Origin of the sequence: Streptomyces celluloflavus (genome assembly GCA_000720995.1) — a bacterium.
In the GTDB taxonomy this organism is placed as follows: domain Bacteria; phylum Actinomycetota; class Actinomycetes; order Streptomycetales; family Streptomycetaceae; genus Streptomyces; species Streptomyces celluloflavus.
The window spans coordinates 221,576-247,594 of sequence record JOEL01000013.1 but is presented as its reverse complement, the minus strand read 5'-3'; the positions used below and the strand labels follow the sequence as shown (position 1 = coordinate 247,594).

The 26,019-nt window shown below is 69.2% G+C and carries 24 protein-coding genes and 2 pseudogenes; 17 read left to right on the top strand and 9 right to left on the bottom strand.

Features of this window, described 5'->3' with window-relative positions; all coding sequences use genetic code 11:
• Positions 1-232 precede the first annotated feature (232 nt).
• The 3 genes from IH09_RS15130 to IH09_RS15120 all read left to right on the top strand — a co-directional run bounded on the left by IH09_RS15130 (position 233) and on the right by IH09_RS15120 (position 3,084).
• Positions 233-727: a DUF6328 family protein gene (locus tag IH09_RS15130; RefSeq protein WP_052856749.1), complete on the top strand. Its 495-nt coding sequence runs from the start codon at positions 233-235 to the stop codon at positions 725-727.
• A 301-nt stretch (positions 728-1,028) separates the two neighbouring features.
• A complete protein-coding gene (locus IH09_RS15125; protein WP_052856748.1) occupies positions 1,029-1,646 on the top strand; it encodes a TOPRIM nucleotidyl transferase/hydrolase domain-containing protein in 618 nt (205 codons plus the stop codon).
• Positions 1,647-2,445: 799 nt separating this feature from the next.
• Entirely contained in the window at positions 2,446-3,084 is a 639-nt protein-coding gene (locus tag IH09_RS15120) for a hypothetical protein (protein WP_052856747.1), read from the top strand.
• 315 nt (positions 3,085-3,399) lie between these two features.
• On the opposite strand, the gene IH09_RS15115 is transcribed toward IH09_RS15120, so the two are convergent.
• On the bottom strand, positions 3,400-4,011 hold the full coding sequence (locus IH09_RS15115) for a TetR/AcrR family transcriptional regulator (protein ID WP_052856746.1): 612 nt from the start codon (positions 4,009-4,011) through the stop codon (positions 3,400-3,402).
• A 201-nt stretch (positions 4,012-4,212) separates the two neighbouring features.
• On the opposite strand from IH09_RS15115, the gene IH09_RS15110 reads away from it, so the two are divergent.
• The 10 genes from IH09_RS15110 (at position 4,213) to IH09_RS39900 (ending at position 14,396) form a co-directional block, all read left to right on the top strand.
• Positions 4,213-5,145: a carbon-nitrogen hydrolase family protein gene (locus IH09_RS15110; protein ID WP_052856745.1), complete on the top strand. Its 933-nt coding sequence runs from the start codon at positions 4,213-4,215 to the stop codon at positions 5,143-5,145.
• Positions 5,142-6,509 (top strand): APC family permease, encoded by a 1,368-nt coding sequence (locus IH09_RS15105; RefSeq protein ID WP_052856744.1) that lies wholly within the window; start codon positions 5,142-5,144, stop codon positions 6,507-6,509. The genes IH09_RS15110 and IH09_RS15105 overlap by 4 nt, the downstream gene beginning before the upstream one ends.
• Positions 6,510-6,909: 400 nt before the next feature.
• The gene (locus IH09_RS15100) at positions 6,910-7,836 is read left to right on the top strand and encodes a MurR/RpiR family transcriptional regulator (protein WP_052856743.1); all 927 of its coding nucleotides are present in this window, start codon (positions 6,910-6,912) and stop codon (positions 7,834-7,836) included.
• A 63-nt stretch (positions 7,837-7,899) separates the two neighbouring features.
• The gene (gene murQ / locus IH09_RS15095) at positions 7,900-8,859 is read left to right on the top strand and encodes an N-acetylmuramic acid 6-phosphate etherase (RefSeq protein ID WP_052856742.1); all 960 of its coding nucleotides are present in this window, start codon (positions 7,900-7,902) and stop codon (positions 8,857-8,859) included.
• Between the two features lie 58 nt (positions 8,860-8,917).
• The gene (locus IH09_RS15090; RefSeq protein ID WP_052856741.1) at positions 8,918-10,549 is read left to right on the top strand and encodes a PTS transporter subunit EIIC; all 1,632 of its coding nucleotides are present in this window, start codon (positions 8,918-8,920) and stop codon (positions 10,547-10,549) included.
• A 116-nt stretch (positions 10,550-10,665) separates the two neighbouring features.
• A complete protein-coding gene (locus IH09_RS15085) occupies positions 10,666-11,100 on the top strand; it encodes a YidH family protein (protein ID WP_110952307.1) in 435 nt (144 codons plus the stop codon).
• Positions 11,097-11,465 (top strand): DUF202 domain-containing protein, encoded by a 369-nt coding sequence (locus IH09_RS15080; protein WP_052856740.1) that lies wholly within the window; start codon positions 11,097-11,099, stop codon positions 11,463-11,465. The genes IH09_RS15085 and IH09_RS15080 overlap by 4 nt, the downstream gene beginning before the upstream one ends.
• Before the next feature lie 1,532 nt (positions 11,466-12,997).
• A complete protein-coding gene (locus IH09_RS37225; RefSeq protein ID WP_205379789.1) occupies positions 12,998-13,249 on the top strand; it encodes a helix-turn-helix domain-containing protein in 252 nt (83 codons plus the stop codon).
• A gap of 60 nt (positions 13,250-13,309) precedes the next feature.
• Positions 13,310-14,056 carry a tyrosine-type recombinase/integrase gene (locus IH09_RS15070; protein WP_240150783.1) on the top strand — a complete coding sequence of 249 codons (747 nt, stop codon included), beginning with the start codon at positions 13,310-13,312 and terminating at the stop codon, positions 14,054-14,056.
• A gap of 4 nt (positions 14,057-14,060) precedes the next feature.
• Positions 14,061-14,396 (top strand): site-specific integrase, encoded by a 336-nt coding sequence (locus IH09_RS39900; protein WP_342636981.1) that lies wholly within the window; start codon positions 14,061-14,063, stop codon positions 14,394-14,396.
• Positions 14,397-14,552: 156 nt separating this feature from the next.
• Here the strand turns inward: IH09_RS39900 and IH09_RS15065 are convergent, their stop codons facing one another.
• Entirely contained in the window at positions 14,553-14,963 is a 411-nt protein-coding gene (locus IH09_RS15065; protein ID WP_052856738.1) for a MerR family transcriptional regulator, read from the bottom strand.
• A 78-nt stretch (positions 14,964-15,041) separates the two neighbouring features.
• Here IH09_RS15065 and IH09_RS15060 point away from each other — a divergent pair, with 78 nt between their 5' ends.
• The gene (locus IH09_RS15060) at positions 15,042-16,277 is read left to right on the top strand and encodes an MFS transporter (RefSeq protein WP_052856737.1); all 1,236 of its coding nucleotides are present in this window, start codon (positions 15,042-15,044) and stop codon (positions 16,275-16,277) included.
• An 80-nt stretch (positions 16,278-16,357) separates the two neighbouring features.
• On the opposite strand, the gene IH09_RS15055 is transcribed toward IH09_RS15060, so the two are convergent.
• From IH09_RS15055 to IH09_RS15040, 4 genes and pseudogenes are all read right to left on the bottom strand, one after another.
• On the bottom strand, positions 16,358-16,756 hold the full coding sequence (locus IH09_RS15055) for a hypothetical protein (RefSeq protein ID WP_052856736.1): 399 nt from the start codon (positions 16,754-16,756) through the stop codon (positions 16,358-16,360).
• A gap of 74 nt (positions 16,757-16,830) precedes the next feature.
• A pseudogene (locus tag IH09_RS37220) lies at positions 16,831-16,938 on the bottom strand (ISAzo13-like element transposase-related protein); the annotation flags it as partial.
• Positions 16,939-17,122: 184 nt separating this feature from the next.
• Positions 17,123-17,968, bottom strand: coding sequence for an IS5 family transposase (locus IH09_RS15045; RefSeq protein WP_052856734.1), 846 nt, complete (start codon positions 17,966-17,968; stop codon positions 17,123-17,125).
• Between the two features lie 96 nt (positions 17,969-18,064).
• Entirely contained in the window at positions 18,065-19,417 is a 1,353-nt protein-coding gene (locus IH09_RS15040) for an MFS transporter (protein WP_052856733.1), read from the bottom strand.
• A 548-nt stretch (positions 19,418-19,965) separates the two neighbouring features.
• On the opposite strand from IH09_RS15040, the gene IH09_RS15035 reads away from it, so the two are divergent.
• From IH09_RS15035 to IH09_RS15025, 3 genes and pseudogenes are all read left to right on the top strand, one after another.
• The gene (locus IH09_RS15035; RefSeq protein WP_190233297.1) at positions 19,966-21,348 is read left to right on the top strand and encodes a cytochrome P450; all 1,383 of its coding nucleotides are present in this window, start codon (positions 19,966-19,968) and stop codon (positions 21,346-21,348) included.
• Between the two features lie 777 nt (positions 21,349-22,125).
• Positions 22,126-22,464 carry a helix-turn-helix domain-containing protein gene (locus tag IH09_RS15030; RefSeq protein ID WP_052856731.1) on the top strand — a complete coding sequence of 113 codons (339 nt, stop codon included), beginning with the start codon at positions 22,126-22,128 and terminating at the stop codon, positions 22,462-22,464.
• Positions 22,465-23,177: 713 nt separating this feature from the next.
• Positions 23,178-23,585, top strand: a pseudogene (locus tag IH09_RS15025) (transposase); the annotation flags it as partial.
• Between the two features lie 29 nt (positions 23,586-23,614).
• Here IH09_RS15025 and IH09_RS15020 read toward each other — a convergent pair.
• The 3 genes from IH09_RS15020 to IH09_RS15010 all read right to left on the bottom strand — a co-directional run bounded on the left by IH09_RS15020 (position 23,615) and on the right by IH09_RS15010 (position 26,016).
• On the bottom strand, positions 23,615-24,223 hold the full coding sequence (locus tag IH09_RS15020; protein ID WP_052856730.1) for a GNAT family N-acetyltransferase: 609 nt from the start codon (positions 24,221-24,223) through the stop codon (positions 23,615-23,617).
• A gap of 238 nt (positions 24,224-24,461) precedes the next feature.
• A complete protein-coding gene (locus tag IH09_RS15015) occupies positions 24,462-24,968 on the bottom strand; it encodes a DUF1348 family protein (protein WP_240150782.1) in 507 nt (168 codons plus the stop codon).
• Between the two features lie 304 nt (positions 24,969-25,272).
• Complete coding sequence (locus tag IH09_RS15010; protein ID WP_052856729.1) at positions 25,273-26,016, bottom strand: IclR family transcriptional regulator; 744 nt, start codon at positions 26,014-26,016, stop codon at positions 25,273-25,275.
• Between the last annotated feature and the right edge of the window lie 3 nt (positions 26,017-26,019).

The window sequence follows — 26,019 nt, the reverse complement described above, 5'->3', positions numbered from 1 at the left end:
AAGTCCCGTAGAAGTCCAACTCCCGCCCGCCACTCCTGACGGAAGGCCATGAATTCTGTGGGATGTATGCGGGATGAGCAGGGCCCAGGGGTACAGGGATACGCGGGACGTGCGCGACGTCCGAGGCGGTCCGTACAAGGGCTGTGATCGCCCTGCGGAGTGCTTGGCCCGTTCAGACGCGATGCGGTGCGTCGCGTGATCTGACCGGGCGGCGGAGAACAAAATATGCCTCATGTCTCATATCCCCCCGGGCGGTGGCGGTCGGTTTCCGCTGAGCCGGGAGACACCTGCGGAGCGGGCCGACCGCAACCTGGTCGAGCTCCTCCAGGAACTGAGGGTCGTGCAGACCGGTGTGCAGATCGTCTTCGCCTTTCTCCTCGGCGTGGCCTTCACCAGTCAGTTTCCGCACCTCGACACCTTCGAACGCACCACGTATGTCGTGACGTTGCTGCTCACGGTGGTCTCCTCGGCGGTGCTCGCGACGCCGGTCGCACTGCACCGTGGCCTGTTCCACCGGGGTGCCAAGGTCCGGATCGTCGCCCTGTCCGCGCGGCTCGCCGAAGTCGGCCTGGTCTTCCTCGCCCTCGCGCTCAACGGAGCCGTTCTCCTGCTCATGGATGTCGTCCTCGGCCGCATCGCGGCCGTCACGGTCACGACCGCCACCTTCGCCATGTTCACCGGCCTGTGGTTCGTCCTCCCGAGGGCACTGCGCCGCCCCACCCCATGACGTGCCCGGCAGGATCCCGCCGGGCACGTCATGGACGCCGTGGCACTCACCGGCCAGGCGATGACGGCGCCGGTTGACCTTGCCGCGGCGACAACGTTTCTACTGGTGCCATGCGAATCGGAGCGTCCACGCCTCCGAGGAACTGGAGGCAGGGGAATCGGTCGTCTCCCTGGCGCGCCGACTGGGGCAAATCCCGTGCCGGACGCCCGTGTTCGGGCCTCGGGCCGGTAGCACACCGCCGATCGACGTGCCGTCGGAAATTCCCTGGTGTGGTGGCCGGGAAGGAGGGAGACTCCGCCTCATGGCTGATATGCGGACGTTCGGGGAGGCGGTCGCCGAGTGGGCGGCCGGTGGTCCCGGCGACTGCGCTCGCGAACTGGCTGTGCAGCTGCCCGTCCGGGCCGTCGTCCTGCTCGAAGGACTGAGCGACGCCGCGGCGGTCGACGCGCTGGCCGCGAGCCGTGGCCGGAACCTGGCGGCCGAAGGCGTCTGCGTCCTGTCGATGGGCGGTGCGATGAGCGTCGGTCGCTTCGCCCGTCTCCTCGGGCCGACCGGCCTGGGCCTCCGCCTCACGGGACTGTGCGACGAGGCGGAGCGGCCCTACTACGCCCGCGCCTTGGAGCGGGCCGATACGGCACAGCCGGAGTTCTTCGTCTGCGCGGCGGATCTGGAGGACGAGCTCATCCGCGCGCTGGGCGTGACACGGGTCGCGGAACTCGTCCGGGCGGAGGGCGACCAGCGCGCCCTGCGGACCTTCCTGCGTCAGCCCGCACAGCAGGACCGCACCTCACAGCAGCAGTTGCGGCGCTTCCTCGGCACGAAGAAAGGCCGCAAGATCCACTACGGCCGTGTCCTCGTCGAGGCCCTCGACCCCGACCGCACACCCGCCCCGCTCGACGGCCTGCTCACCAGCCTCTGACCGCCGGGCGACGCCCGGCATGGACCGCGACGGCCCGGAGCGCGCAGCGGTACGCGATGTGTGCCTGTTGCTGCCGCCGAAAGTCCCGGAGAAGTCCCGGAGGACCCCCACATTCACACCCACTTTCGGGCTCTGTGACGGGTGCGCTCGGCGTTGCCGCCCACCGTCGTCGGAGCACTACCGCGTCTCCGGGGACCGCACACGAGCGGACCGCGCCATCGACATCGCCGTCCGCCTCCTCGACCGCTTCACCCGGCCCGGCGGTGCGGACGATCACGGGTAGACCGCCGCGATCCGGCCCCGTCCGCCTCCGTGTGGTGGTGCGACGCGCGGCCGGTCCGGCGCCGCACCCGCGGTCTCCCGACGGCCCGGAACCCGTAACGCGCCGGCAGGCAACTGCCCCCGGAACGGCGATGCGGCGTCCCCGCGCCGTGGTGCAGGGCGCGACCTGACCGGTCCCTGCGAGCACCGCTCTCCGCGACGGCCGCGGTGCACATGCCGTCGGCGGAATTTATCGTTGAAGGAACGGCCCGTGCCGGGCCGATCAGCGCTCCGCGCCCGCCGCGCGGTGTGCTGCCTCCTGCCGTGCGCGCCCAGCGCTTGCTGCCACGCTTCCGTATTTCGCGAGTCTCGGAAGAGCGAAGGGGGGATCACCGTGCGGGCACCGCCCCACGTCGGACGGCGGGCTTTCCACGGGGGTATCGCCCGCCCGTTGCCGGGGGAGGGCGGGCCCCTCGATGGTGCCACGGCGATGCGGTCCGTCAGCGACGACGACCACGTCCGGAGGATGTGAGCCCTCATGAAGTCCGACGAGATCGTTGCCGAGTTGCTGTCCGCGCACGGGCAGACGTACGCCGAGGAAGCCGGTATCGCGCTCCGGGACAAACCCGCGCCGCTGTACCAACTGCTGGTGTTCACGACGCTGTGCTCGATCCGGATCAAGGCGGAGACGGCTACGCACGCGGCCCGGGAACTGTTCGCAGCGGGCTTCCGCACGTCACGGGCGATGGCGGACTCCGGCTGGCAGGACCGGGTGGACGCGCTGGGCCGGGCCCATTACGTCCGCTACGACGAGAGCACCGCCACGGCTCTCGGAAAGGGGGCTGACCTGGTGCTCGAACGCTGGCACGGCGACCTCCGGCGGATGCACGAAGAATCCGGCGGCGACCGCGGCAAGCTCCAGGAACTGCTGCGGGAGGTCCCCAGGATCGGCCCGGTCGGCGCGAACATCTTCTGCCGGGAGGTCCAGGCCGTCTGGCCACACCTGCGCCCCTTCTTCGACGAGAGGGCCTGCGAGACGGCGAAGAGTCTGGGACTGCCGCACACTCCGGACGGCCTCGGGCGGTTGACGCAGCCGGAGGACCACGCCCGATTCGCGGCCGCCCTGGTACGCGTCGGCCTGTCGAAAGGCGCGGCCCAGGAACTCCGAGCCGCGTGAGCCGCTGGGGCCTGTCGTCACCTTCCCGTCGTCGCACCGCGGGGCAGACGGGAAGGTGACGGCAGGGCCCAGGCCCGCCCGGTCCTCCGGAAGGCGCCGTGGACCACGCCGTCGCTGCCGCCCTCCGCCCATGGCGTGACAGCGCGATGAGGCGCCGGCGTCCGCATGCGCGACGGGGAACGGGGAACGGGCGCGGTATGGGGAACGGGGAACGGGCGCAGTTGTCCTGACCACCCCACCCACTGCCACCCTTCTGCGAATCCAGCCCTCCAGCCCTCCTGCCCTCCAGCGCTCGCCGGACTGGCTGAAAGAGCGTCAGCTCCCCGGCGTGAAAGCAGGATTGCCCGTGACAAGGCGGGCGTGGGCGAGCAGCCGGGCTTCGATCTCCTCGGCGGTGGCGGCGCCGATCATGAGCTCGATGGCATAGCCGTCCTCCAGGGCGACGAAGGAGCGGGCGAGCGCCGGGGCGGCGCCGGCCAGCGCGAAGTCGCCGCCATCGGCGCCGCGTTGGAGCACGTCGCGGTAGAGCTCGGCCTGCCGCGCGACGAAGACCCGGTCCTGTTCGGCGGCCGCCTCGTTGCGCAGGACCACCGGGAAGAGCTCGAACAGCAGCCGGGTGTTCTGCTCCGCCTCGCCGGGCCAGGGGACGCCGGAGCGGATGCAGGCGCGCAGCTGCTCCACCGGGCCCTGTACGGCGGCGATCTCCTGCTCGCGGTGCTCGCAGTAGGTCGTGATGCCGCGTTCGAGGACCGCCGCGTACAGGTCCTGGACGTCCGGATAGTAGTAGAGGACCGAGGCGGGGGTGAGCTCGGCGGCCTCGGCGATGTCCCGCAGTTTCGTGCCGGTGGACCCGCGCTTGATCACGGCCCGGGTGGCGGCGTTGATCAGGTGGGCGCGGCGTTCGGCCTGGTTCTTCGGGCGGGGCATGGCTCTCATGCTGGCACACGGTCCGGACTTCTCCCGCGGCACCCATTGACCCGCCCTCATTCATTATCTAAATTTCGTTTAATTAACGGGGGGTGAACTCCGCGGCGGTGCAGCCCGGTGCCTCCGCACCCCCGCGTCGATACCTCGACGCCCCACCTGTTCCCGTGCCACCGTCGTCAAGGAGCAAGGAGACCGGCCCCCATGAGCCGACACCTGCGGCTGGCCCTCGTCCAAGCCTCCGCGCAGTCCTTCGAGGACTTCGCCCAGGGCCTGCGATCGCTGATGAAGTCGCCCAACGCCGCGGAACTCGTCATCTACCCCGAGCTCCACCTCTGCTCCCTCGGAGCGGAGACGATGAGCGAGCGCGAGTACTACACCGCCTACGCCGAACCCCTCGACGGCCCCCGGGGGATGGCGCTCGCCGGCCTGGCACGGGAGCTCGGCATCTGGCTGATCCCCGGAACCGTGCTCGAACGCGGCGCGGACGGCGCGGTCCACAACACCGCCGTGGTCTACAACCCGCAGGGGGAGTTGGTCGCCGACTACCGGAAGATCTTCACCTGGCGCCCGTACGAGCCGATGTGCCCCGGCCGCCGGTTCGTCGTCTTCGACATGCCCGGCACCGGCAGGGTGGGCCTGTCCATCTGCTATGACGCGTGGTACCCGGAGGTCACCCGGCATCTGGCGTGGATGGGCGCCGAACTCGTCGTCAACCTCGTGCAGACCTCGACGTCGGGCCGCGCCCAGGAGATCCCGTTGAACCAGGCCAACGCGATCGTCAACCAGATCTGGGTGGCCAGCGTGAACGGAGCCGCCCCCACCGCGCAGGGGCACAGCCTGCTGGTCGACCCCGAAGGCGGTATCCGCGTCGCCGCCGGGATGGAGGACACCACGCTGCTCGGTGTCATCGACTTCGACCGCGTCGCGGCCACCCGCAAGTTCGGGACGAGCGGCGACTCCTGGCCCTGGGACCAGTTCCGGGCGGACGACAGCCCCCTGGAACTCCCGCTCTACAACGGGCACATCGACCCGGCCACGTGGCGGCCGGCCATCTCGCCGGAGACCCGGAACGACCTGCGCCCGGCCGGCCCGGTCGTCTTCTGCCGTCCCGCCGGGGAGAACGGCCCGCAATGACCGCCGCGGAACCGGCCGGCCTCGCGCCCAGGCTCTCCCTGCTCTCCGTCGTCACCTTCGGGCTGGCCTATATGTCGCCGAGCCTGGTGATGGTGATCTTCGAGGTGATCGCCGCCGCCAGCGCGGGAACCGCCCCGACCGCCTTCGTCCTGGCCACCGGGGCGATTCTGCTCACCGCGCTGAGCTACGCCAAGATGGCCAGGCACCATCCCGCTTCCGGGTCGGCGTACGTCTACGCCCGCAAGCAGATCGGCTCCCCGATCGGTTTCCTCGTCGGCTGGAGCATCCTGCTCGACTACCTGTTCCTGCCGATGGTCGCCTGGCTGGTGCAGTCGGTGTACCTCAACGCCCAGTTCCCGGCCGTCCCCGTCTGGGCGTGGATGCTGATCAACGCCGGCCTGACCACGCTCATCAACATCTTCGGGGTCGTGCTCTCCGACCGCGTCAACAGGGTCCTTACCGGCCTGGCCGTCTTCCTCGTGCTGCTCTTCGCCGCTTACTGCCTGGTCTACCTGGGGCACCACCAGCCGACGTCCTACACGGCGCCGGTCTGGAACGCGCACACCAGCCTCGACGGGGTCTCCACCGCCGCGGCCGTCGCCGCCTACTCCTATCTCGGCTTCGACGCCGTCACCACCCTCTCGGAGGAGACCCTCGACGCCGAGCGCACCATTCCCCGCGCGGTCGTACTCGTCATCGCGATCGGCGGCGTCCTCTTCGCGGTCGTCGCCTACCTCATGCAACTGGTCCACGCGGGTGGCGTGTTCGGCGATCCGCAGGTCGCCGGGTACACCATGTCCATCCAGGTCGGCGGCGTGTTCTTCGCGGACTGGACCAACCTGGCCGGCATCGTCGGCGGCTTCGCCTCCGGACTCGCCGTCCAACTCGGCTCCAGCCGCCTGCTGTTCGTCATGGGCCGGGACGGAGTGCTGCCCAAGCGGTTCTTCGGCGCGCTCAATGCCCGGACCGGGACGCCCGTCCGCTGCCTCCTGGTGACCGGGGCCATGTGCGTCGTCGGCCTCGGCCTCTCCGTCGAGACCGCGACCTCGTTCATCAACTTCGGCGCGCTGCTGGGCTTCACCGTCGTCAACGTGTGCGTCATCGCGTACTTCGTCCGCAACCGGCGCACCCGCCGCGTCGGGGTGCTGGGCCATGTCGTCCTCCCCGCATTGGGTGCCTGCGTCACCGTCTACCTGCTGACCCGGCTCAGCGCGGTCGCCCTCGCCATCGGAGCCTGCTGGCTCGTCTGCGGTTTCGCCTGCCTCCTGTGGCTGACCCGCGGCTTCCGCCGTCCCACCCCGGAGTTCCGGCCGGCCGACACCCACGCGGACCCGAACCCGGCCACCGAGCCCTCGGCCGCCTGAGCCGGGACGGGCCCCCGCGCCATGGGCCAGGTCCGGTGCGCGGGACAGCGGGCGGTCGTGAGTCGGCTCGACGTCCGGCTGGGCGTCGATGGACGGGCAGCCGAACGGCGGCAGGGGGTTTGCGGCGGCTGCCGCGCGGGCGGCTGGGACCGCCGCGGGGCGGGGGTGCTTGACCCCAGCCCCCCCGTGCACCGAGCGCCAGGGTTCCGAGCCTCCAGGGCTCACCGGCCACCGGAATCCCCAGGGGCCTCAAGGCTCCGGAGCCCTCACCGCAGCCTGCCGGAACAGGCCGGGGCCCCGGCCAGGGAACGGCGACCAGAGGCCGTCGGGCCCTTCGTCGGGCGGCCGGGGGTCCAACGGCCCACGCCATCGAGCCGGCGACGGTAGTAACTTTCGTGTCATGAGAAAGACGACGGAAGAAACTTTCGCCGAGGTGGAGATCCAGCACCCACTGCCCGCGAAGGTGCGGTCCCTGGTACCGAGCCTCGGCGCCCAGCAGCAACGGGTCGCCCGCGCGCTGCTCGCCGACCCCGTGGCCTGCTCCCGGATGAGCGTGTCCGACCTGGCCGACCACGCCCACACCAGCGACACCACCGTGGTCCGTACCGCCCGCCTCCTCGGCTATGCCGGCTACCGCGAACTCCGGCGCGCGCTGGTGGAGCTGGCGGCCGTCATCACCAACACCCAGGCCGTGCCCACGGTCGGCGCCGTGGCCCTGAACGACCCGCTCGACCGTGTGGTGGCCAAGCTGGCGGCCGAGGAACGGCAGATCCTCGCCGATACGGCCTCCCAGCTCGACATCGACGCCCTCGACGCGGCCGTGACGGCCATCAGCCGGGCCCGCCGCATCGACGTCTACGGCATCGGCTCCTCCGGATCGGTCGCCGACGACCTGGCCGCCAAGCTCATGCGGATCGGCCGGGTCGCGCACGCCCACAGCGACGCCCACCGGGCCATGACCAGCGCCGTCCACCTCGGTGAGGAGGACGTCGCGATCGGCATCTCCCACTCGGGCACCACCTTGGACGTGGTCGACCCGCTGCGGACCGCCGCCGACAACGGCGCCACCACGGTCACCCTCACCTCTCGCCCGCGCTCCCCGGCCGCCCACTACGCGGACGTCGTGCTGGCCACGGCCGCCGCCGCCCAGGGCAGCGATCTGCGCTCCGTCTCCATGAGCAGCCGTACCAGCCAGCTCCTGGTGGTCGACTGCCTGGTCACCGGAGTCGCCCAGCGCACCTACCACTCCGGGGCCCAGCGGGGCCTCGCCGCATCCTTCCGCGCCGTCCTGCCCCGCCACCAGGCAAACGCCCCCACCGACCGCTGACCCCGGCGACGACCTCACCCCCGCAGGACCGCAAACCCACCGCACCAGAGCGGAGAGCTCACCATGAACGCCCCCTACCGGACCCTGCGCGCCCAGCTCGACGGATTGTCCACCGAGGCCCACCGGCCTGAACTGGCCGCCGTCGACACCCTTTCCACCGTCGAGTTGATCCGGCTGATGAACGCCGAGGACGCCAAGGTGCCCACCGCCATCGCGGGCGTCGCCGACCGGCTGGCCGAAACCGTGGACGCGGTCGCCGACCGGATGCGGCGCGGCGGACGCCTGATCCACATCGGCGCGGGCACCGCCGGACGGATGGGCGTCCTCGACTCCGCCGAGTGCCCGCCCACCTTCAACACCCGCCCCGGCCAGGTCGTGGCCGTCATCGCCGGCGGGACGGAGGCCATGCTCAGCGCCGTCGAGGGCGCCGAGGACGACGGGGACGCGGCCGTCCGGGCCCTGGACGGGCTCGGGCTGCGTCCCGAGGACACCGTGGTGGGCATCTCCGCCTCCGGCCGCACCCCCTTCGCCGTCGCCGCCGTCCGGCACGCCCGCGCCGCCGGGGCCCTGACCGTCGGCCTGTCCTGCAACTCGCCCTCCGAGCTCGGCCGGGCCGCCGACATCCCGCTGGAGATCGTCGTCGGCCCCGAGTTCCTGACCGGTTCCACCCGGCTGAAGGCGGGCACCTGTCAAAAGCTCGTCCTCAACACCCTCTCCACCGCCGTCATGATCAAGCTGGGCAAGACCTACGGCAACCTCATGGTGGACGTGCGCGCCTCCAACGAGAAGCTGCGCGCCCGCTCCCGCCGGATCGTCCACCTCGCCACCGACGCCGACGAGTCCACCGTCGAAACCGCCCTCGACGCGGCGGACGGCGAGGTCAAGCGCGCCATCCTGATGATCCTCGCCGGTGTGACCGCGGACCGTGCCGCCGGCCTCCTCACCGACCACGACGGCCGGCTCCGCGCGGCCCTCGACACCACACCCCCCAGCACGTCAGCCACCCCGACCCCCACGCCCTGACCTGCCCCGACACCCACCCGCTGTGCCTCCTCCAGACAACGACGTACGGAACGGCCCCATGCACGCGAACGACAAGCACGCCCAGACCGCCCGGGACCTCCTGGAACTCATCGGCGGCCCCGCCAACATCACCTCCATCGCCCACTGCATCAGCCGGCTGAGGCTGGGCGTCGTCGACGCCGGCCGCATCGAAGCCCGGCGGATAAAGGAGCACCCCGCAGTCATGGGCGTGGTGGAGGACGACACCTATCAGATCGTGCTGGGCCCGGCCGCGGTCGCCCAAGTGGCCGACGCCTTCCGCATCCTGGTCGAGGAGGCCGAGGACGTGGCGCCCGCCGGGGAATCCGACGCCGGGCCGCCCGGTGACCCGGTGTCCGGTGACGCCGCGGCCCTCGCCGCCAAGGGCGCGGCCATGAAGGCGGAACAGAAGAGGAAGAACTCCACCAAGGGGAAGCTCTTCATCCGGAAGATCGCGAACATCTTCGTTCCGCTGATCCCCGCCCTCATCGCCTGCGGTGTCATCGCCGGTATCGGCGGACTGCTCAACTCGATCGCCCTCTCCACCCACTCCAGTGCCCTCGCCGGCGTGATACCGGTCACCACCGCGCTCTCGCAGGGGTTCATGTCCCTCATCGCGGTCTTCGTCGGCTTCAACGCGGCCAAGGAATTCGGCGGCACCCCCGTCCTCGGCGGCGCGGTCTCCGGCATCGTCGTCTACGCCGGGGTGGCCAACGTCGAGACCTTCGCCGGTCCGCTCAAGCCCGGCCAGGGCGGCGTACTGGGCGCCCTCGCCGCCGCCGTACTCTGCGCCTACCTGGAGAAGTGGGCCCGCCGCTGGGTCCCGGACGCCCTCCAGGCCCTGCTCGTCCCCACCGTCGCCGTGGCCCTCTCGGGGCTGGCCGCGCTGATGATCCTGATGCCGGTCGCCGGCGAGATCGCGAGCGGCATCGGCAACGGGGCCACCTGGCTGCTCACCCACGCCGGAGCGGGCGCGGGCGTCATCCTCGGCGGTCTCTTCTCCACTCTGGTGATGCTCGGACTGCACCAGGCGCTCATCCCGATCCACACCACTCTCATCGAACAGCAGGGCTTCAGCGCCCTGTACCCGATCCTCGCCATGGCGGGCGGCGGCCAGGCCGGCGCCGCCCTGGCGGTCTACCTGCGAGCCCGGCACAACCCCTCGCTGCGACGCACCGTCAAGTCCGCACTGCCCACCTGCGTCCTCGGGGTCAGCGAGCCCGTCATCTACGGTGTCACCCTCCCGCTGGTGCGCCCCTTCATCACCGCGGGCATCGGCGCCGCGGTGGGCGGCGGTCTGGTAGGGCTCTTCGCCCAACTCGGCACCACCACCGGCTCCACCGCCATCGGCCCGGCCGGTCTGGTCCTGCTCCCGCTCCTCGACGGCAGCCGGGGCATCGGACCCGCCGCCCTGATCTACACCGTGGGCTGGTTCCTGGCGGCGGCCGTGGCCTGCGTCGTCACCTGGTTCTTCGGCCTCTCCAAGTCGATGATCGCCGAACTGAACGCACCCGACGGCACCCCGGGAACCGAACCGACTGCCACCCGCACCCCCGCGAACGCCGGCGCCACCGCCACCGCCACGAGCACCGGAACCGGTACCCGTACCGACACCGGTACGGGAACCACCGGTACCGAAGGCACCACCGGCCTCGCACCAGCCCACCGATGACGGCCGACCACTGACCGGCATCCCCTGACGGCCCCGGCCGACAGTCCCCACCGACCGCCGACCCGGACGGGGCGCGCCCACCGCGCACCCCGCCCGGCCCGTTCCCGGAAGCCGCCATGCCCCACCCCACAGAGCAGCCCACAGAGCACCTCACGGGACCCCGGCCCACGGAACCCGGCCGCACCGAGCCCGCCGCGCGCCCGCCCCTGTTCGACCCCTACCGCGAGGGCGAGGAGCCCGACCCCCGGTTCACGCTCGCCAACGAACGGACCTTCCTCGCCTGGCAGCGCACCGCCCTCGCCCTCACCGCAGGCGGCATAGGCATCGCCGCGCTCACCACGCACACCCCGGCACGCCAGGCCCTCGCCACCGTCCTCGTGCTGCTCGGCATCGCCACCGCCGTCACGGCCCTGCGCCGGTGGTCCGCCACCGAACACGCGCTACGGGTCCGCCGCCCCCTGCCCCGCCTGCGCGCTGGCCGGTTCCTGCCGTTCGCCATCGCCGGACTGGCCCTGCTGGCCACGGCCCTGCTGATCCTCCCCACCCCGTGACCCGCCGGCCCGCTCCCCGGGCGCGCCCCACCGAACCGGCCCCGCCGCCCCTCTGGGACCCGGGGCTCCAGCCCGAACGCACCGCTCTGGCCTGGCAACGCACCGTCCTGTCCCAGGTCACCGTGGCGCTCGGCCTCGCCCACGTCACCAGCCACCAGAGCCTCCCCCTGACGATCGCACTGCTCCTCGTGGCCCTGCCCCTGACCGCGGTCCTCCTCCACGCGGTCTCCCGGCGGACCGCCCGTACCGACCGCCAACTGCGGTCGACGACACCCCTGCGGCAGGGCCGCCTCCCCTACGCCCTCACCGCCCTCACCGTCACCACGGGCATCGCCGCCCTCGCCTTCCTCGTGGTCAGCGGGTGAGCGGCTGCGGTCGGAGCGGGACGGGGCCGAGAGGGCCGGTTCCGCCGGGCCGTTCACCGTCGGGGACGGGGTACGGGCCGGGTGGCACGGACCACTCCCCACCGGGAGCCGTAGCCGTCCTGGCGGCCAACTCGCCGGCAGGCGTTGCCTCCAGCAGATGCCTCTGTGTCACGCCGCCGTTGACGGCGGAACCACCTGGCACAGGTTGTGACCCCGTCCAGGGGTGTTCAGAAGGTCCATGGTGTGCGCTGACGCCAGGTCAGGGCCTTGTGGCGGGGGGAGTCCGTCCGGCCCGCGCTCGCGCAGGCCGGACGGAGTGCGGCGGCCCCCGCCCCTCAGATATCCCGGAAGAGACCAGCCAACGCCGTGACTTGCGATGTCTGGCCGTCGCAGGTCGTTGACCTGCATGAATGCCCTTTCGGTTGTTTCGCGCTCGTACTGGCTGATGCGGCCGGAAGTCCCAGGAAAGTCCCAGAGAACTCCCACGGGCAGGAGTCACTCTTTCGGCTCTGTACAGGGCATGTGAGTGCGTTGTGGGTTGGCGATCGTGGGATCGACGGTCTGACCCGAATGAATGGCAACGCGCACTGCTCGAACGGCTCGCAGCCGGTGAGGAGCATCCCGGAGCCTGGGCGCCGGGGGATTGGCGGTCGGCTTATGCCTTGCGTGATCGAGGGTTGTTAGGGGGCAGCCGGAGTGACAGGGAAGCGCTCGTGTGGAGGTCACCGAGGACGGCCTCTACTACCTTCGACATGGTCATCGTCCTGAGGGGGTGACGCCGACTGAAGCGGGCGACCAGGCGGCATCTGGCGGACATGCTGGACGCAGGCGTAGCTCCGCGCCCTGAGCCGAACGGCTCGTCGCTCGTACGCGACGAGCCAAGCCGACCGAGTCGGTCGAACGGCTTCTCACCGAGGAGCGTGTCCGTGTCGCCGATGGCAACCAGTTCGCCGAGTGGGGGAAGGCCATCGACTATGCGAAGCGGCACGGACTGGAACCTCCCGGCAAACGCATCGAGAAGGTCCGCCCCGGGACAAGTGGGTGGAAGCAATACCTCGCAGAGGGACCACACCCCAACTCGCGGAGCCGGAAGTCGGCGGATGACGCCTCGGTGGTTCCGGTTCCCACACGGCTTACTTCTCCTCATCCGATCGTCGCCGCGCTCAGAGACATGGAGGAGCGGCTCGTGATGTCTAGGCCCGTGATCCGCCGATTGCTGATGATCACTGCACGCGCCGGGTTCCCCACCACCCGACCATGATCAACCATCCAGGCCCGACGTCTCACCGCCAACCGTGCACGAGCTCGTTGACCTTGACGTTCAACCTCGACTCATCTCGTGCTGGAGTTGAACGTCAAGGTCACAGCAGGTACGAAAAGCGCAATGCCCCGCCCTCCTCGCGGTAGCGGCTCCGGCCGCGCTTTCCGTAGGGGTTGGGGAGCATCTGGATGGCCATCTTGTGAGGGGTGAGGGCGTGTGTGACCACTAGTACTGCAACAGCGCTTGAGGTGACGAGACCACAGCCCATGAACTGCGACCTCGTCACTTCAAGCGCCGTTACAGTACTAGCCCAACCTCCATCCAAAAGGTCCCTTCCACCCCTGCCGTCGCCGCCGCCTTGGACGTTGACCGCCGCACTGTCTACCGCTTCATCGCTGCTGGTGACCTGCCTGTTGTCGACCTCCGTACCGGACCAGGCCGGTCCCGTGTACGGGTCCCCGCGGCCGGCCTCGACGAGTTCATCAGCCGCCGCGCCGTCGTACCGCCGGCGGCCCGCCGCTGACCCTGGCCCATCCCGGCCCGTCACCGTTGAACAAGGAGAAGAGCCTCGTACCTCCGCAAGTTGAAATCCGGCAAATGGCAGGCGACTGTATGTAACCGGACAGGAGACCGGTTCAGCGAGTCGTTCCCCCTCAAGGCACAGGCGCGTGCCTGGGGCATCGAGACGGAGACCCAGTTCGCCCGCGGAGGCATGCGCGACCCGCGGGCCGGTGAAACGCAGTTCAGTGAATGGCACGACCGGTGGTGGAACGCCCGTCTGATTGAACCCCACACCCTGCGGGGCGACGCGTCGCGCATCAAGAACCACGCCATGCCCTACTGGGCGGACTGGGAGATGCGGGCCATCACCCGCATGGACATCCAGAGCTGGATCCGCGGCCTGGTCGAGAAGGGCTCGGGTGCCGCCGCGATCAAGCGGGCCTACAACCTGACGTCCTCCATCATGCGCGCGGCCGTCGATGACGACGTGATCGCGGTGAGTCCCTGCCGCAGCATCGACCTGCCGAAGATCGGGGTCAAACCGCCGCAGTGGTTCACACTCGACCAGGCGCAGAGCATCCTCGACGAACTCCCCGCCGCCTGGCGGACGATGTGCCTGCTCGGCGTCTACACCGGACTGCGCTGGGGCGAACTCTCCGGCCTTCACTGCCACCGCATAGACCAGCGCCGCTCGCGCCTGTTCGTAGTGAAGGTCAGCACCAAGAGCGGCATCAAGGAATACCCCAAGAGCTCCAAGAGCCGACGGGGGCCCGCTCCGTCCTCACGTCCTGGAGGCCCTCGAACGCCACATCCATCGACTCGACCGTGACGCCGTGGTGTTCACCACCATCACCAAGGGCCGGGCCGGGCGGCTCCTCGCCGACAGCAACTGGCGCCGGCAGACCTGGTGGCCCACTGTCGAAGCCGCCTACTGCTTCGACACGGACGGCGAGCAGCGCCTCGTCCCGCACTACCCGCCGCACTCCATGCACCACACCTGCGCCTCGTGGCTGGTCCAGAACGGAGTCTCGCTCTACGAGGTCCAGCACCACCTCGGCCACGAGAGCTTCCAGACCACCCAGCGCTACGCGCATCTGCAACCGGACGCACACAAGGCCGTCCTCGGCGCCTGGGAACGCCTGGACGTTCCACTCACCGTCGCCGCATGAATGATCCTCTGCCCTCTCCTCTCACGGACAGGGCAGAGGCATTTGCCTGATCGGAGGCACCGTGTGACCTCCTCTTCGGGCGGCATCCAGTGTCCGTTGCTGTCGAATGGCCAGGGACAGGCGTAGGGATCGCCTTGAAGAAGTTCGTGCGATGCCTCACGGCTGGCCGGCGGGTCGGGCGGAGTCGCCAGCGGCAGGCACAGTTCGGACTTCGTGACTCACTGCGTCGAGGTAGTCGTTGATGGCTCGGTGGTTCTTCGTGAGGCATTCGATCTTCTCGGCCATGCGGTCACGTTCGTCTTCGAGCGTCGCGATCATGTCCGGGGTGACGTAGGGCATGTGTATCGTCCGCGGGCTGTTCAAGCAGGGCAGGATCTGCTTGATGATCCGGGTCGGCAGACCCACATCGAGCAGGCCCCGTATCTGCCGGACCCGGTCGACGGTGTAGTCCTCGTAATCTCGGTATCCGTTGGCTAGCCGCTCGGAGTGGATCAGCCCCTGCTCCTCGTAGTAGCGGAGCATCCTCACCGGCGCATCCGTGCGTTTGGACAGCTCGCCGATCCTCATCTCCACACTCCTGCTCTCCGCGCCGCGACGGGCATCGATTTGACCTTCACATTGATGTCACCCTTTGACGATGAGGCTATGACACGAACAGACGTCCTGCCACGTCATTCCACAGTCGACGCTCGGTTCCCTCTGGCAGGCTTGCTGGCTCTGGCCACCACCGGGTTCATCACGCTCTTGACCGAGACGATGCCCGCCGGGGTACTACCTGAGATGAGCCGGGACCTGGGAGTGAGCGAAACCGTCGCGGGACAGAGCGTCACTGTCTTTGCGATCGGGGCGATCCTCGCCGCAGTTCCCCTCACGAAAGCCACAATCGGGTGGCAACGCCGACATTTGCTGCTGTTCGCGATCTCCGGATTCGCGGTCGCCAACACGGTCACAGCCCTTTCCGACAGCTTCCCGCTCACGTTGGCCGCCCGGTTCCTGGGCGGGATCGTCGGGGGGCTGCTCTGGGCCTTGCTGGCCGGGTACGCGCGACGAATGGTTCCCGCTCACCAGCGCGGCAAGGCTATGGCAATCGCGATGGCGGGCGGAACCGTCGCGCTGTCCGTCGGGGTTCCTGCTGCCGCGTTCCTCGCCAAGTTCGTCGAGTGGCGATTCGCGTTCGGGATCATGACCGCCCTCACCCTCGCACTGATCGTGTGGGTCATCGCAGCTGTACCGAACTTCCCCGGCCAGCCCAAGGGCTCCAGGCTCCCGCTCGCCCGCACTCTCCGCATTCCCGGAGTCGCGCCGGTCCTGGTCGTGACGTTGATGTTCGTCCTCGCGCACAACATCCTCTTCACCTACAGCGCCCCGTTGCTCGCCCCGCTTGGCATGGCGGGGCAGGTCGACGCCGTGCTGCTCACCTTCGGTCTGGTGTCGCTGGTGAGCATCTGGATCACCGGAGCACTCATCGACCGGCACCTGCGCACGCTCGTGATCCTCGCCTGCGCACTCTTCGCCACAGCCACAGTCCTCCTGGGCATCTTCTCCGGTGTCCCCGCTCTGGTCTATGCCAGTGCGGCCGTCTGGGGGCTCGCGTTCGGCGGCACCGCAACGCTGTTGCAGACTGCGGTCGCTGAAGCTGCGGGCGACGCCGGTGACGTCGCCCAAGCACTCCTCACCACAGGGTGGAACATCGGGATCGCCGCAGGCGGCATCGTCGGAGGGCTCGTCCTCAGTGGGGTTGGAGCACCCTCTCTCACCTGGGTCGCGTTCGCGCTTCTCATCCCGACACTCGCCATCGTCATCGGGGCACGCAAACACGGATTCACCACCCGTGAACTCGGACACAGCGAAACGCCGATATCAGAGAGCGACGGCAGGTGAATGTCACCCGACGTGTGACATCGCATGGGGAACGGGGGTCCTGGGCCCTGACCCAAGGCCGGGTCAGGGCTTGCTGATCATTAACTCGCTGTCTTGATCACTGGGTCGCGGGTGATACCGAGGCGTGCGGCGAGGTCGGTCAGGCCGTCCAGGGTGGCCAAGTGTGTACTGATGGGTTCGATGGTGTGCCCGGCCTTGTGGAGGAGGCACCGGGTCTGGCTGATGGCCCGGTTGAGGGGCACGGGGACGACGGCGAAGAGCGGGGCGACAGCGACCTGGGCAAGCCTGAATCGCTCGTAGAGAAGCGTGGCCAGGAGCCGGTCGACGAGGGTGAGCCCGGGGCGCCGGCCGGTGTAGAGGCCGGCAGCCGGAGTCTTCTGCCGGTCGCCGCCGCGCCGCTGGCGGAGGTCTTCTTCCCAGTGTGCCTCCCGGGCCGTCGCCCGCTCGCCGATGAGCCGGTCCCACTGGTCGTGGTCCACGCCGGTCAGGGGCGGGTGGACCAGCCATGCGCGACCGGGGCAGGGCTGAAGCTGGGGCGGGATCGGAGGGATTCCGTCGCGGCGATGCCGTTGGCGATGACGTCGTGGCTGGTCAGTGGCTCGCCGCGCCGGTTCATAGTGATGTGGGAGAACAGCCGGTGCTCGATCTTGTTCCATTTTGCGTCCAGAAGGCGGAGGTTGACGTTTTAGGTGATTGACCATCAGCCACAAGCTCGGCGTCGCGTGCCGGTGAAAGTCCGGTGCGGGTACCTGCCAGGAGGCCCAATAGCAGACTGGCGGAATCAGCGGAAACGCCTGGTGTCGAAGCCCAGCGTCGAAAGCACTGTAAGAGGTCGCGCGGATAGGTCAGGGTCGTCGGGCGGGACGGGCATCCCACCGGCAGGCTGTCCAGGCCCGGCGTAGCAGCCTGCGGATCACGATGGCCGCGCTGGCCAACGCCACCCACGCGTCCTGCGCCACCGCGCGCCGGTCGGTCACGATCGCTAACGCCTTGAACCCCCGGTTGTTGTGCCAGGAGCTGGTCCGTTCGATCATCCACCGGTGGGTGTGGTTGATCGGCACGAACTGCCCCCTCGGGTTGATGCGCCCAGCGCAGCCCAGCTCTTCCAGCAGCGCCCGGGTGGGTTGTGAGTCGTAGCCGGCGTCCAGGTGCACTGTGATCGACGGTGGCAGATGGAACCCGAACAGGCGCAGGGCCTCCAGGGTGGGGCGCAACAGCGGCGAGTCGTCGCGGTTTGCGCCAGCCAGGACCCACCCCAACGGCAAGCCCCCGCCGTCGACCAGTTCCGAACGCTTCAGACCGCTCTTGCCCCGGTCCACCGGACCGCGCCCGGTGTTCTGGCCACCGCCGGGGGCTTTCACGATGCAACCGTCCACCACGAGATTCTCAAGGTCGAGGCCGATGGCCTCGTCGTACGCCTTGAGCGCCAGCCGGTGCAGCCGCCCGAAAAGGTCATTGGCGATCCACTCATCCTGCCGAGCGCTCATCGTAGTTGCCGAGCAGCTGTGGTCGGCATGCTGCTGGTAGGTGCCTCCGAGCACGAGGCGGGCCAGGAGCTTGTCGAACACGAACCGGTCGGGGATGCGGGGACGGTGGCAGCCCAACGGATGAGCGGCCACTGCCCGCTTGGGCAGGAGGGCTTGGCACTGGTCCCACAACGGGTCGGTTATGGATGAGGGCAGGACGGGCACGTAACCTTCGCTCGGCCGTAGAGGGCGTTGACCAGAAAGTCCCGCAGGGGTGTGCCGCCCCGACCGTCATGGCGGCACACCCCTGCGGGGCGAGAGTCACCCGGCCTGTTCCTGCAGGTCCGCTGTGGGAGCGGGCGCGGGCATGCGCAAAGCCACAACCGCGCCGGTCACGAGCCCCATGACGGCCAGCAGGGTGGCCACCAGGAACGGATCGAAGGAGTGCAAGGACGGGGCGAACCCGATCCCGACACAGACTGCTACCCCGGCCGCACCGCCCAGTTGGTCAGCCGCGCGCTGGACGCCCGAGGCGGTCCCGGCGTCGTCCTCGGTGACGCCGCTGACCGCGAGGTACTGGAGCCCCACGATGCCGAACCCCATCCCGGCCGCGATCAGGAGCATGGGCGGGATCATCGTCATGCCGCCTGCCCGCAGGGCCGCGATGGCCGCGATCGCGGCCATCGCGGCCGCGGTGAACCCGATTCCGGCGAGCACGCACGCGCGTGTTCCCCACCGGCCCAGCAGGCGGGGCACAAGCATGGAGAAAATGATCAGCGAGACCGCCAGAGGCAGCATCGTCAGACCCGCGCCGAGCGGGCCGATGCCCAACCGGTCCTGCAGATAGAAGGTGAACAGCAGAAACGAGGTCGACAGCGCCTGGCTCAGCAGCATCGTGGCCAGGTTGGCCGCCACACGCGTGCGGTTGGCGAAGAAGCGCAGCGGCAGCAGCGGGTTGCACGAGCGTGTCTCGACCCTCACGAACCCTGCTCCGGCGGCCACCGACCCGGCCGGCGCCCCCAGGACCACCCATGCGGGCGTTCCGGGTTCACCGGCCTCGACGACACCGAAGATGAACAGCAGCGGGCAGGCGGTCAGCAGCAGCGCGCCGGGAAGGTCCAGTTGCGGGGCGTCTTTGGCCGCGGGCCGGTCCCGCTCGACCAGGAAGACAGCGGCCAGCAGCACGATCAGGACGAACGGGACCGAGACCAGGAAGATCCACCGCCATCCGAGGTGGGCGGTGATGACTCCGGACAGGACGAATCCAAGCACGAGACCGCAGCTGGCCACCGCCGCCCACACGCTCAGGGCCCGCGACCGGCGCGGACCTTCGGGGAACATCAGGACGATGGTGGCCATTGCAGCGGGCAGCGCGATGGCCTCACCGGCGCCCTGCAACAGGCGCGCGACCACCAGCAGCGCAAACGTGGAGGCCAGGCCCGCCAGCAGCGACGCGGCGCCGAACAGGCCGGTGCCGAGCAGCAGCACGCGCCGCCGCCCGAGCAGGTCGCCCAGTCGGCCACCGAGCATCAACAGCCCACCGCCGGCGACCGTGTACCCGACCACGACCCAGGTCAGAGCGTGCCCGTCAACGTCGAAGTCAGCGCCGATCGAGGGCAGGGCGATGTTGACCACGGTCACGTCGACCGCGATGAAGAACTGCAGCATGGACACTGCGCACAGCATCAGCCATGCGCGTGCCGAGGACGGGCTGTGCCCGCGGGAAGAAAGGATGCCTGGAAGCATCAGGTGCTCCGTCGCTCAGAAGAAGTTCTGAGCGGCACGAACGTGCCGCTCCGGTCTGATCACGAAGCGGCTGGACGTCCAGGAGGAGTGTGTGAGTCGAACGTCCCGCCGCTAGCGGGACGTCCTGGTCACTGCGGCGCAAGCGGCCGCACACGAAGCAGCAGACATGCCGTGAACGCTACCAGGGCGGAGACGCCCGGCTCAGGCACCTGCCTGACGTCTCATCTCTTCACTCGTAGGCCCGTTCTACAGAGCTTCCTTGGCGCGGGAGCTCCTCGCCGCGGAGCACCTGTCCGCGCGATCTCCAAGAGGGAGCGGGTCCTTGGCGGATGCCCCCGCCCGCGCGGGATATCCGTCCGTGCAGGCGGGTACAACGGCCCGGACAGGGTGGAACCGGCCGCTCCGTCACCGGGCGGTGTATCGCCTGCTCCCGGCCAGTCTCCGCCGGTCTTCGCCCGTCCGTCGAAAGGGCAACGATGAGCAGCGCCACCCACATCTCCCCACCGGTCGCTCCAGGACGCCTTCCGGTGATCGGCCACGCCCTCCATCTATGGCGGCGGCCACTGGAGTTCCTCGACGCCCTCACAGTCCACGACCAACTGGTGGCCGTCCATCTCGGCCCCAGCCCGTCGTACGTCCTGGTCGGTCCGGAGCTGGTGCACCGGGTCCTGGTCACGGATGCGGCCCGGTATGCCAAGGGCCGTTCCTTCGAGAAGCTGCACGACTACCTCGGACAGGGCCTGGCCACGTCCGAAGGACCGTTCCACTTGCGGCAGCGGCGGATGATGCAGCCGGCCTTCCACCACGTCCAGATCGCACAGCACGTCTCCACGATGGCGCGCCTGGCGGCCGAACGGTCCGAGTCCTGGCGGCCCGGCCAGATCATCGACGTCACGCGGGAGATGCGGGACCTCTCCCTCGCCATCGTCACCGCCACCCTGTTCTCCACCGCGCTCGACGACAACCTCGCCGCCGACATCCACCACGCCATGCCCATCGTCCTACGGGGCATGTACACGCGCGTGCTCGACCCCACCGATCTGTGGCACCGGATGCCCACCCCCGGCAACAGGCGCCTGGCGGACGCGAGCCGACGGCTGCGCGCCGCGATCGACCACCTCATCCGCACCCGGCGTGAGGGCCCCCTGACCGAGCACCATGACGTGTTGTCGATGCTGCTGCGAGCCCAGGACGACGACAGCGGCGAGGCCATGACCGACCGGCAGGTTCACGATGAGCTGATCACGCTCTTGGTCGCGGGCACGGACACTGTCGCCGGAGGACTGGCCTGGCTCTTCCACGAACTCGGGCAGCACCCGGCTGTCGACCGGGAACTCCACCAAGAGCTGCGCGATACGGTCACCGGCCCCCTCGACCAGGATGGCCTGCGCCGGCTCCGCTACACCCGCCGGGTGATCGATGAGGCACTGCGGATGCGCAACCCCGGAGGTATCACGATCAGGCGCGCCGTCGACGACGTCGAGCTGTGCGGATACCACTTTCCCGGAGGAACCGAGTTCATCTTCAGTGCCCTCGTCTTGCACCGCAATCCGCGGTACTTCCCCGGCCCCCTCCGATTCGACCCCGACCGTTGGCTGCCCGATCGCGCGCCCGTTCCCCGCGGAGCGTTCGTCCCCTTCGGCGTGGGAAGCCACATGTGCATCGGGGAGTCCTATGCCCGCGCGGAGATGACGACCGTGGCCGCGACGATCGCGAGCCGCTGGCGCCTGGAACCCGTACCCGGCACCCGGGTACGGGGCGTCATGACATCCACCAACAGCCCTGGCGATCTCCGGATGCGGGTGCGGGCACGCGAGGAGCCCGAACGGGACCGACCCACCGGACACAGGCACCCGTGACGCAGCACCGCGGCCTGACCACAGAGAACGCCGCCGCGGCGACCACCAATCGGCTTTGTCGCGTGACCGCTGGGGGAGCGGCCAGTCGTGAAATGTGGTAAATCGCTGCTTCGCCTGCCCTTGGCGGAGCCCACGGTGCAGTTGGAGGACCGGACGAACGCGATCTCCGCCTTTTCCTGCGGCTGATCTCCACCAGCTGGGGATAGTCGACCGCGACTCCGCGCAGCAAGGTGGGAACAGCCCGCTCCACTTCGTCGTCGCCGGTGACGGGTGAGAAGCGTTGCGTACCGAGTGGGGATGCGGTGGGCGTCAGCCACCGTTCCATCGGCGACTGCCTGCGAATTTCCTTTTGCGACGACGTGAGTTGAGGCTGAGACTGTCCAGCCACGCATAGCCTCACCACCCCCTGGCCGGGGTCGTCATGCCGCGCGATCGATGACGCATGACATCAGCAAGGGGAGATCTCGGCCGACAGGTCGTTGGAAAGTCAGCCGCGTTCCGCCGTCGGTGAGGTCACGGCCTACGACGGCGCACAGATGCCGCTTCCGCAGTGCAGGGTCAAAGCGAACCAATCGGTTTGGGGCAATCTGGTGTGATGCGCCAGAAGTTCTGAGGGTTAATTACTGCCCTGTTGGTATGTCGCATGCGGCCTTCCGCTGTGGAGATCACGCGGTTCGAAGCCGAGCACGCCGAGTTGGCGCGCCGGGCAGGGTTGCCGGACCGGCGCGCGGCTCAGAAGGACCGGATCACCTGGCGTGCGCTGACGGTTTATCAAACATGGCGGTCGCACGGATCGTCGGTGTCCAGGCCAAGACGGTGGGCAAGTGGCGTCGGGCTTTCGCCGCGGAGCGGATGGCTGGGCTTGAGGGCGTCGGCTGGATTGGCCGGCCGAAGGCCGACCTGGTCCTGGGCGAGGCTGAACGGAGCCAGCTGACGCAGTGGGCACGGCGGGCGAAAACGGCCCAGTTCCTCGCATTGCGAGCGAAGATTGTGTTGCGCTGTGCGGAGGGCGGGACGAACCAGCAGGCCGCGGCGGACCTCGGTATCGACAGGTCGACCGTGGACCGCCGGCGGGCCGCGTGTGGCGCAGATCGTGGATGCGCGGCTTCTTGGTGAGTCCGTCTGTCGCCGCAGCCTTGAGGGCCGCGTTCCAGTGGGCGGTCCAAAACCCTCCGGGATACGGCACCGCCGTGGTCGAGGAGCTGGTGGCCGATGCGCTGCTGGAAGACCTCGCCGCCGCGGCCCGGCCGGGGTGTGCCGTGGGTCGTTTGTGACGTTCCAGACGCCCGGGAGGGTGCTCGGAGCGGCCATATGCCTGCGCTGACCTGCGGCTATTCTGGCTTCCGCTTCATGCGACACCTTTTCCATGACGCATCACGTGGAGTGCGTGGCGATCCTTGATCCAGTCGCGAAGGCCGCCTGACCTGCGGTTTTGTGTGTGGGGGTGTGGGCGTTACGGGCGATATCTTGACGCTGAAATGACGCTCGTGACGCTCATTCTGATGGGTCGTCATCCGTGTTGCTTCGCTGCTCAGGCGATCTGATTGCTGACCGGCTGAGGCGGGATCGCCGAGAATTTTGCGGTGCCAAGTGGTCATGCTCAACCGCATGCGCGGAGCATCCAACGGGCCGCTGGTCTGCTGGTGGTACGAGCCTCTCCGCTGATTCGGAGGCGCAGTAGCTCGCCTGTTTTCTCCGTTCGCTCTCCTCCTGGTGCGAGCGGCGTCGGATCGGGACGGTGTCGTCTCCGTCCCTGGGTGGGCGTCCCCGGTGCGCATCGCCTCGGCCACTCGCGCCGCGAGTCCGCCACCGCCGGGGCAGTGGTCGATGACACCGAACTCCTCATCCTTGCCGTGACCGTCACCGTCGCGAGCCTGCCGGAGAACGCCCTCGGGATACGCCTCCTCGGTCAAGTCGAAAAGACCTACCGCACCATCTCCAAAAGCTGGGTCGGCACCGGCTTCAAGAACGCCGTCGTCGAGCACGGAGCCAACCTCGGAATCGACGTCGAAGTCGTCAACGGAAAACCCGGAGTCCGCAGCCTCGACGTCGTCAAAAGGCGATGGGTGGTCGAGCGAAGCCTCGGATGGATCACGGTGCGCCGACGCCTCGCCCGCGACTGCGAGACCCTCCCCGCCAGCTCCGAAGCCATGATCCACATCGCCTCGATCGACAACCTCACCAAACGTATAACGGACGAGACCGCCCCAACCCGGCAGGGACTTACTGGAACGTAAAGGGCAACCTGTCTAGGTCAAATGCCCTCTCAGCGTGGGTCCCTGCGCATGCACCACGTGCGGGGGCCGTTGTCGGGGAGCTGGACATCGGCTGTGGCCTTGAATCCGAGGCGCTCGTAGAATTGCACGTTCGCCTCGCTGGAGGTCTCCAGGAACACTGGATACCCAGCGCGCTCGGCCTCCTGGATACCGGGAATCAGCACCGCACTGCCGAGACCCTGCCTCTGAGCCTCGGGGGCAGTTCCCACGGTTTCCAGGAACCATCCCGGCTCCTGGGGCCGGTACGGGGTAATGGCCGCTTCCGCGGCCGCGGAAGCGGCGGCCCGGTCGCCGCTGAGTTCGCCGAGGATCGGCCCGAGTTCGGCGAAGACGGGCGAGGGATCCTGGCCGGGTATGGCCCAGACAGCCACGGCGCGGCCTTCGCCGGCTACCCAGACTCGGCCGTACACCATGCCGATGCGGGTCAGGCACAACTCCTGGAACCGCCGGATCCGCTCCTCGTGATCGTCCGCTGCGATCACGTGCCGTGTGTAGGGGTAGTCGGCGAAGGCGCGGGCAAGGGTATCAACCGCGGTGGGAATGTCGGCGTCGGTGATGGGACGTACGACAGGGGCGTTCTGGTTCTGTGCGGTGTTCACCGATCCATCCTGCCACCCAGCGCGCCGGCGGCGACGTCGGGCAGCGGCCCGTCGGCGGTGACGGACGCCGACGCGCGGCCGTACCGCCGCACCCGGCCTGATCCGCGAGGCGTTCACGACCTCACCCACGACGGCGAGCGGGCTCCCCGCACCCTGCGGCTCCGCCTCCGGCGTTGTCGTAGGGCGCGAGGTCCCCGAGGTCCCGACTTCGCTCGGCCAGGTAGGCCCCCATTCGCCCTCACTCCGTCCTCCGCCTTGGACGCTGAGCCGCATGAGGCCGCTCGCCGCTCCACTCTCCACCGGGGGTGAGGTCGTCACAGAGCGGGAGGGCAACGCCCCGTTCGGCCGCCGGCCGCGAGCCGAAGATGCGCCGGTCCGCCTCGGCGATGGGCACGTCGTTGATACTCGCCTCGCGGCGGTGCATCAGCCCGTCGGCAGTGAACTCCCACCACTCATTGCCGTAGCTGCGCCACCACCGGCCGCTCGCGTCGTGGCACTCGTACGGGAACCGCACCGCGATCCGGTTGCCCCGGAACGCCCAGCGTTCCTTGCGCAGCGCGTAGCCGAGTTCCCGGTCCCACTTCTCGCGCAGGAAGGCGACGCGGCGCATGGCCTGCAGAGCACTCGGACAGGGCGGATTCCCAACCATGATCAGATCGCCCGGGGCGGACAGGAGCCTCAGAACCAGCGTGAGCGCATGCTGGGCGCCGGAGGTCACCAGGACCTGTTTGGGCACGGTGGCCAAGCCTCGCCGCACCACCGAGTGGGAGCCCGCCGGGCAGACCGCGCTCGACCCTTCGTCGTCATGGGTCGGACGCGCCCTGGGGTTGCGCTCCTGCCTGCGGAGCTTCTGAGGAGTCGGCTCGTGCGGGATCCTGGCCGTCCGCTCCGTGAGGGGGAGGGGGAAGGGCCGGCCCCGGATGAACGGCCGGACGAGCTCCCGCAACCCGTCCGGAGCGATTCAACTCCGCGTACCCCGCCGCCCGTTGAACATCCCGACGAGCAACCACCACATAGGACGCCGTCTCGCAATCCCCTGTGGTTATCGGTCATGCAGTGGCCGCGAGGTCGTTTTCGATCCTTGTCGCGGTGGCGGACATGGCACCTACCAAGGTGGGCAGTGTCTCTCGGTCGAACCGGGCTGTCGGCATGGCGAGTGACAGGCCCGCCTCGGGCTCACCGGACGGGTTCCGGATCAGCATGCCCAGGGCGGTCAGGCCGGTCTCGGTGCGCTGGTCGTTGATGGCGAAGCCGCGCTTGCGGACGAGAGTGAGTTCGCGCCTGAGCCGGGGAAGCTCGATGTCGTCCACGCTGTCGTACAAGGCGGTCACCTGGTCCGGCGACAGCGCAGCGAGGATCGCCTTCCCTCCTGACGTCATATGGGCCGGCAGCGACCGCCCCACGCGGTCGCCGACACGGAGGATCTGATCGCACTCGACGGTGGCGATGAAGCGGACCTCCGTCCCCGCGAGCACCATCACGTTGGCCGACTCCTGCGTCTCGTCCACCAGGCGCTGTAGATGAGGCAGCGCGACCCTGCGGAGCAGCGCCACCGGCGCCTCGGACATCTCCGCAGGTCGCAGCACCTTGCCGGCACGGTATCTGCGGTCCGGCGTCTGCTCTGCGAAGTCCCGGTAGACCAGCATCGCGAGCAGCCGGTGCGCAGTGGAGGGCGAGACGCCGAGGCGTTCGGCCGCATCCGTCACCCGCATCGGGCCTTCCTGCTGGAGCAGGGACGCGAGGTGCAGGGCGTGATCCACGGAGGTGACGGAGTACGACGGCTTGTTCTTCATAAC

Bases quoted from the DNA above. Each gene is read 5' to 3' on its own strand.
- IH09_RS15130 (WP_052856749.1), top strand. From the start codon at position 233: ATGTCTCATATCCCCCCGGGCGGTGGCGGTCGGTTTCCGCTGAGCCGG.
- IH09_RS15125 (WP_052856748.1), top strand. From the start codon at position 1,029: ATGGCTGATATGCGGACGTTCGGGGAGGCGGTCGCCGAGTGGGCGGCC.
- IH09_RS15120 (WP_052856747.1), top strand. From the start codon at position 2,446: ATGAAGTCCGACGAGATCGTTGCCGAGTTGCTGTCCGCGCACGGGCAG.
- IH09_RS15115 (WP_052856746.1), bottom strand. From the start codon at position 4,011: ATGCCCCGCCCGAAGAACCAGGCCGAACGCCGCGCCCACCTGATCAAC.
- IH09_RS15110 (WP_052856745.1), top strand. From the start codon at position 4,213: ATGAGCCGACACCTGCGGCTGGCCCTCGTCCAAGCCTCCGCGCAGTCC.
- IH09_RS15105 (WP_052856744.1), top strand. From the start codon at position 5,142: ATGACCGCCGCGGAACCGGCCGGCCTCGCGCCCAGGCTCTCCCTGCTC.
- IH09_RS15100 (WP_052856743.1), top strand. From the start codon at position 6,910: ATGAGAAAGACGACGGAAGAAACTTTCGCCGAGGTGGAGATCCAGCAC.
- murQ (WP_052856742.1), top strand. From the start codon at position 7,900: ATGAACGCCCCCTACCGGACCCTGCGCGCCCAGCTCGACGGATTGTCC.
- IH09_RS15090 (WP_052856741.1), top strand. From the start codon at position 8,918: ATGCACGCGAACGACAAGCACGCCCAGACCGCCCGGGACCTCCTGGAA.
- IH09_RS15085 (WP_110952307.1), top strand. From the start codon at position 10,666: ATGCCCCACCCCACAGAGCAGCCCACAGAGCACCTCACGGGACCCCGG.
- IH09_RS15065 (WP_052856738.1), bottom strand. From the start codon at position 14,963: ATGAGGATCGGCGAGCTGTCCAAACGCACGGATGCGCCGGTGAGGATG.
- IH09_RS15060 (WP_052856737.1), top strand. From the start codon at position 15,042: ATGACACGAACAGACGTCCTGCCACGTCATTCCACAGTCGACGCTCGG.
- IH09_RS15035 (WP_190233297.1), top strand. From the start codon at position 19,966: ATGAGCAGCGCCACCCACATCTCCCCACCGGTCGCTCCAGGACGCCTT.
- IH09_RS15030 (WP_052856731.1), top strand. From the start codon at position 22,126: ATGGCGGTCGCACGGATCGTCGGTGTCCAGGCCAAGACGGTGGGCAAG.
- IH09_RS15010 (WP_052856729.1), bottom strand. From the start codon at position 26,016: ATGAAGAACAAGCCGTCGTACTCCGTCACCTCCGTGGATCACGCCCTG.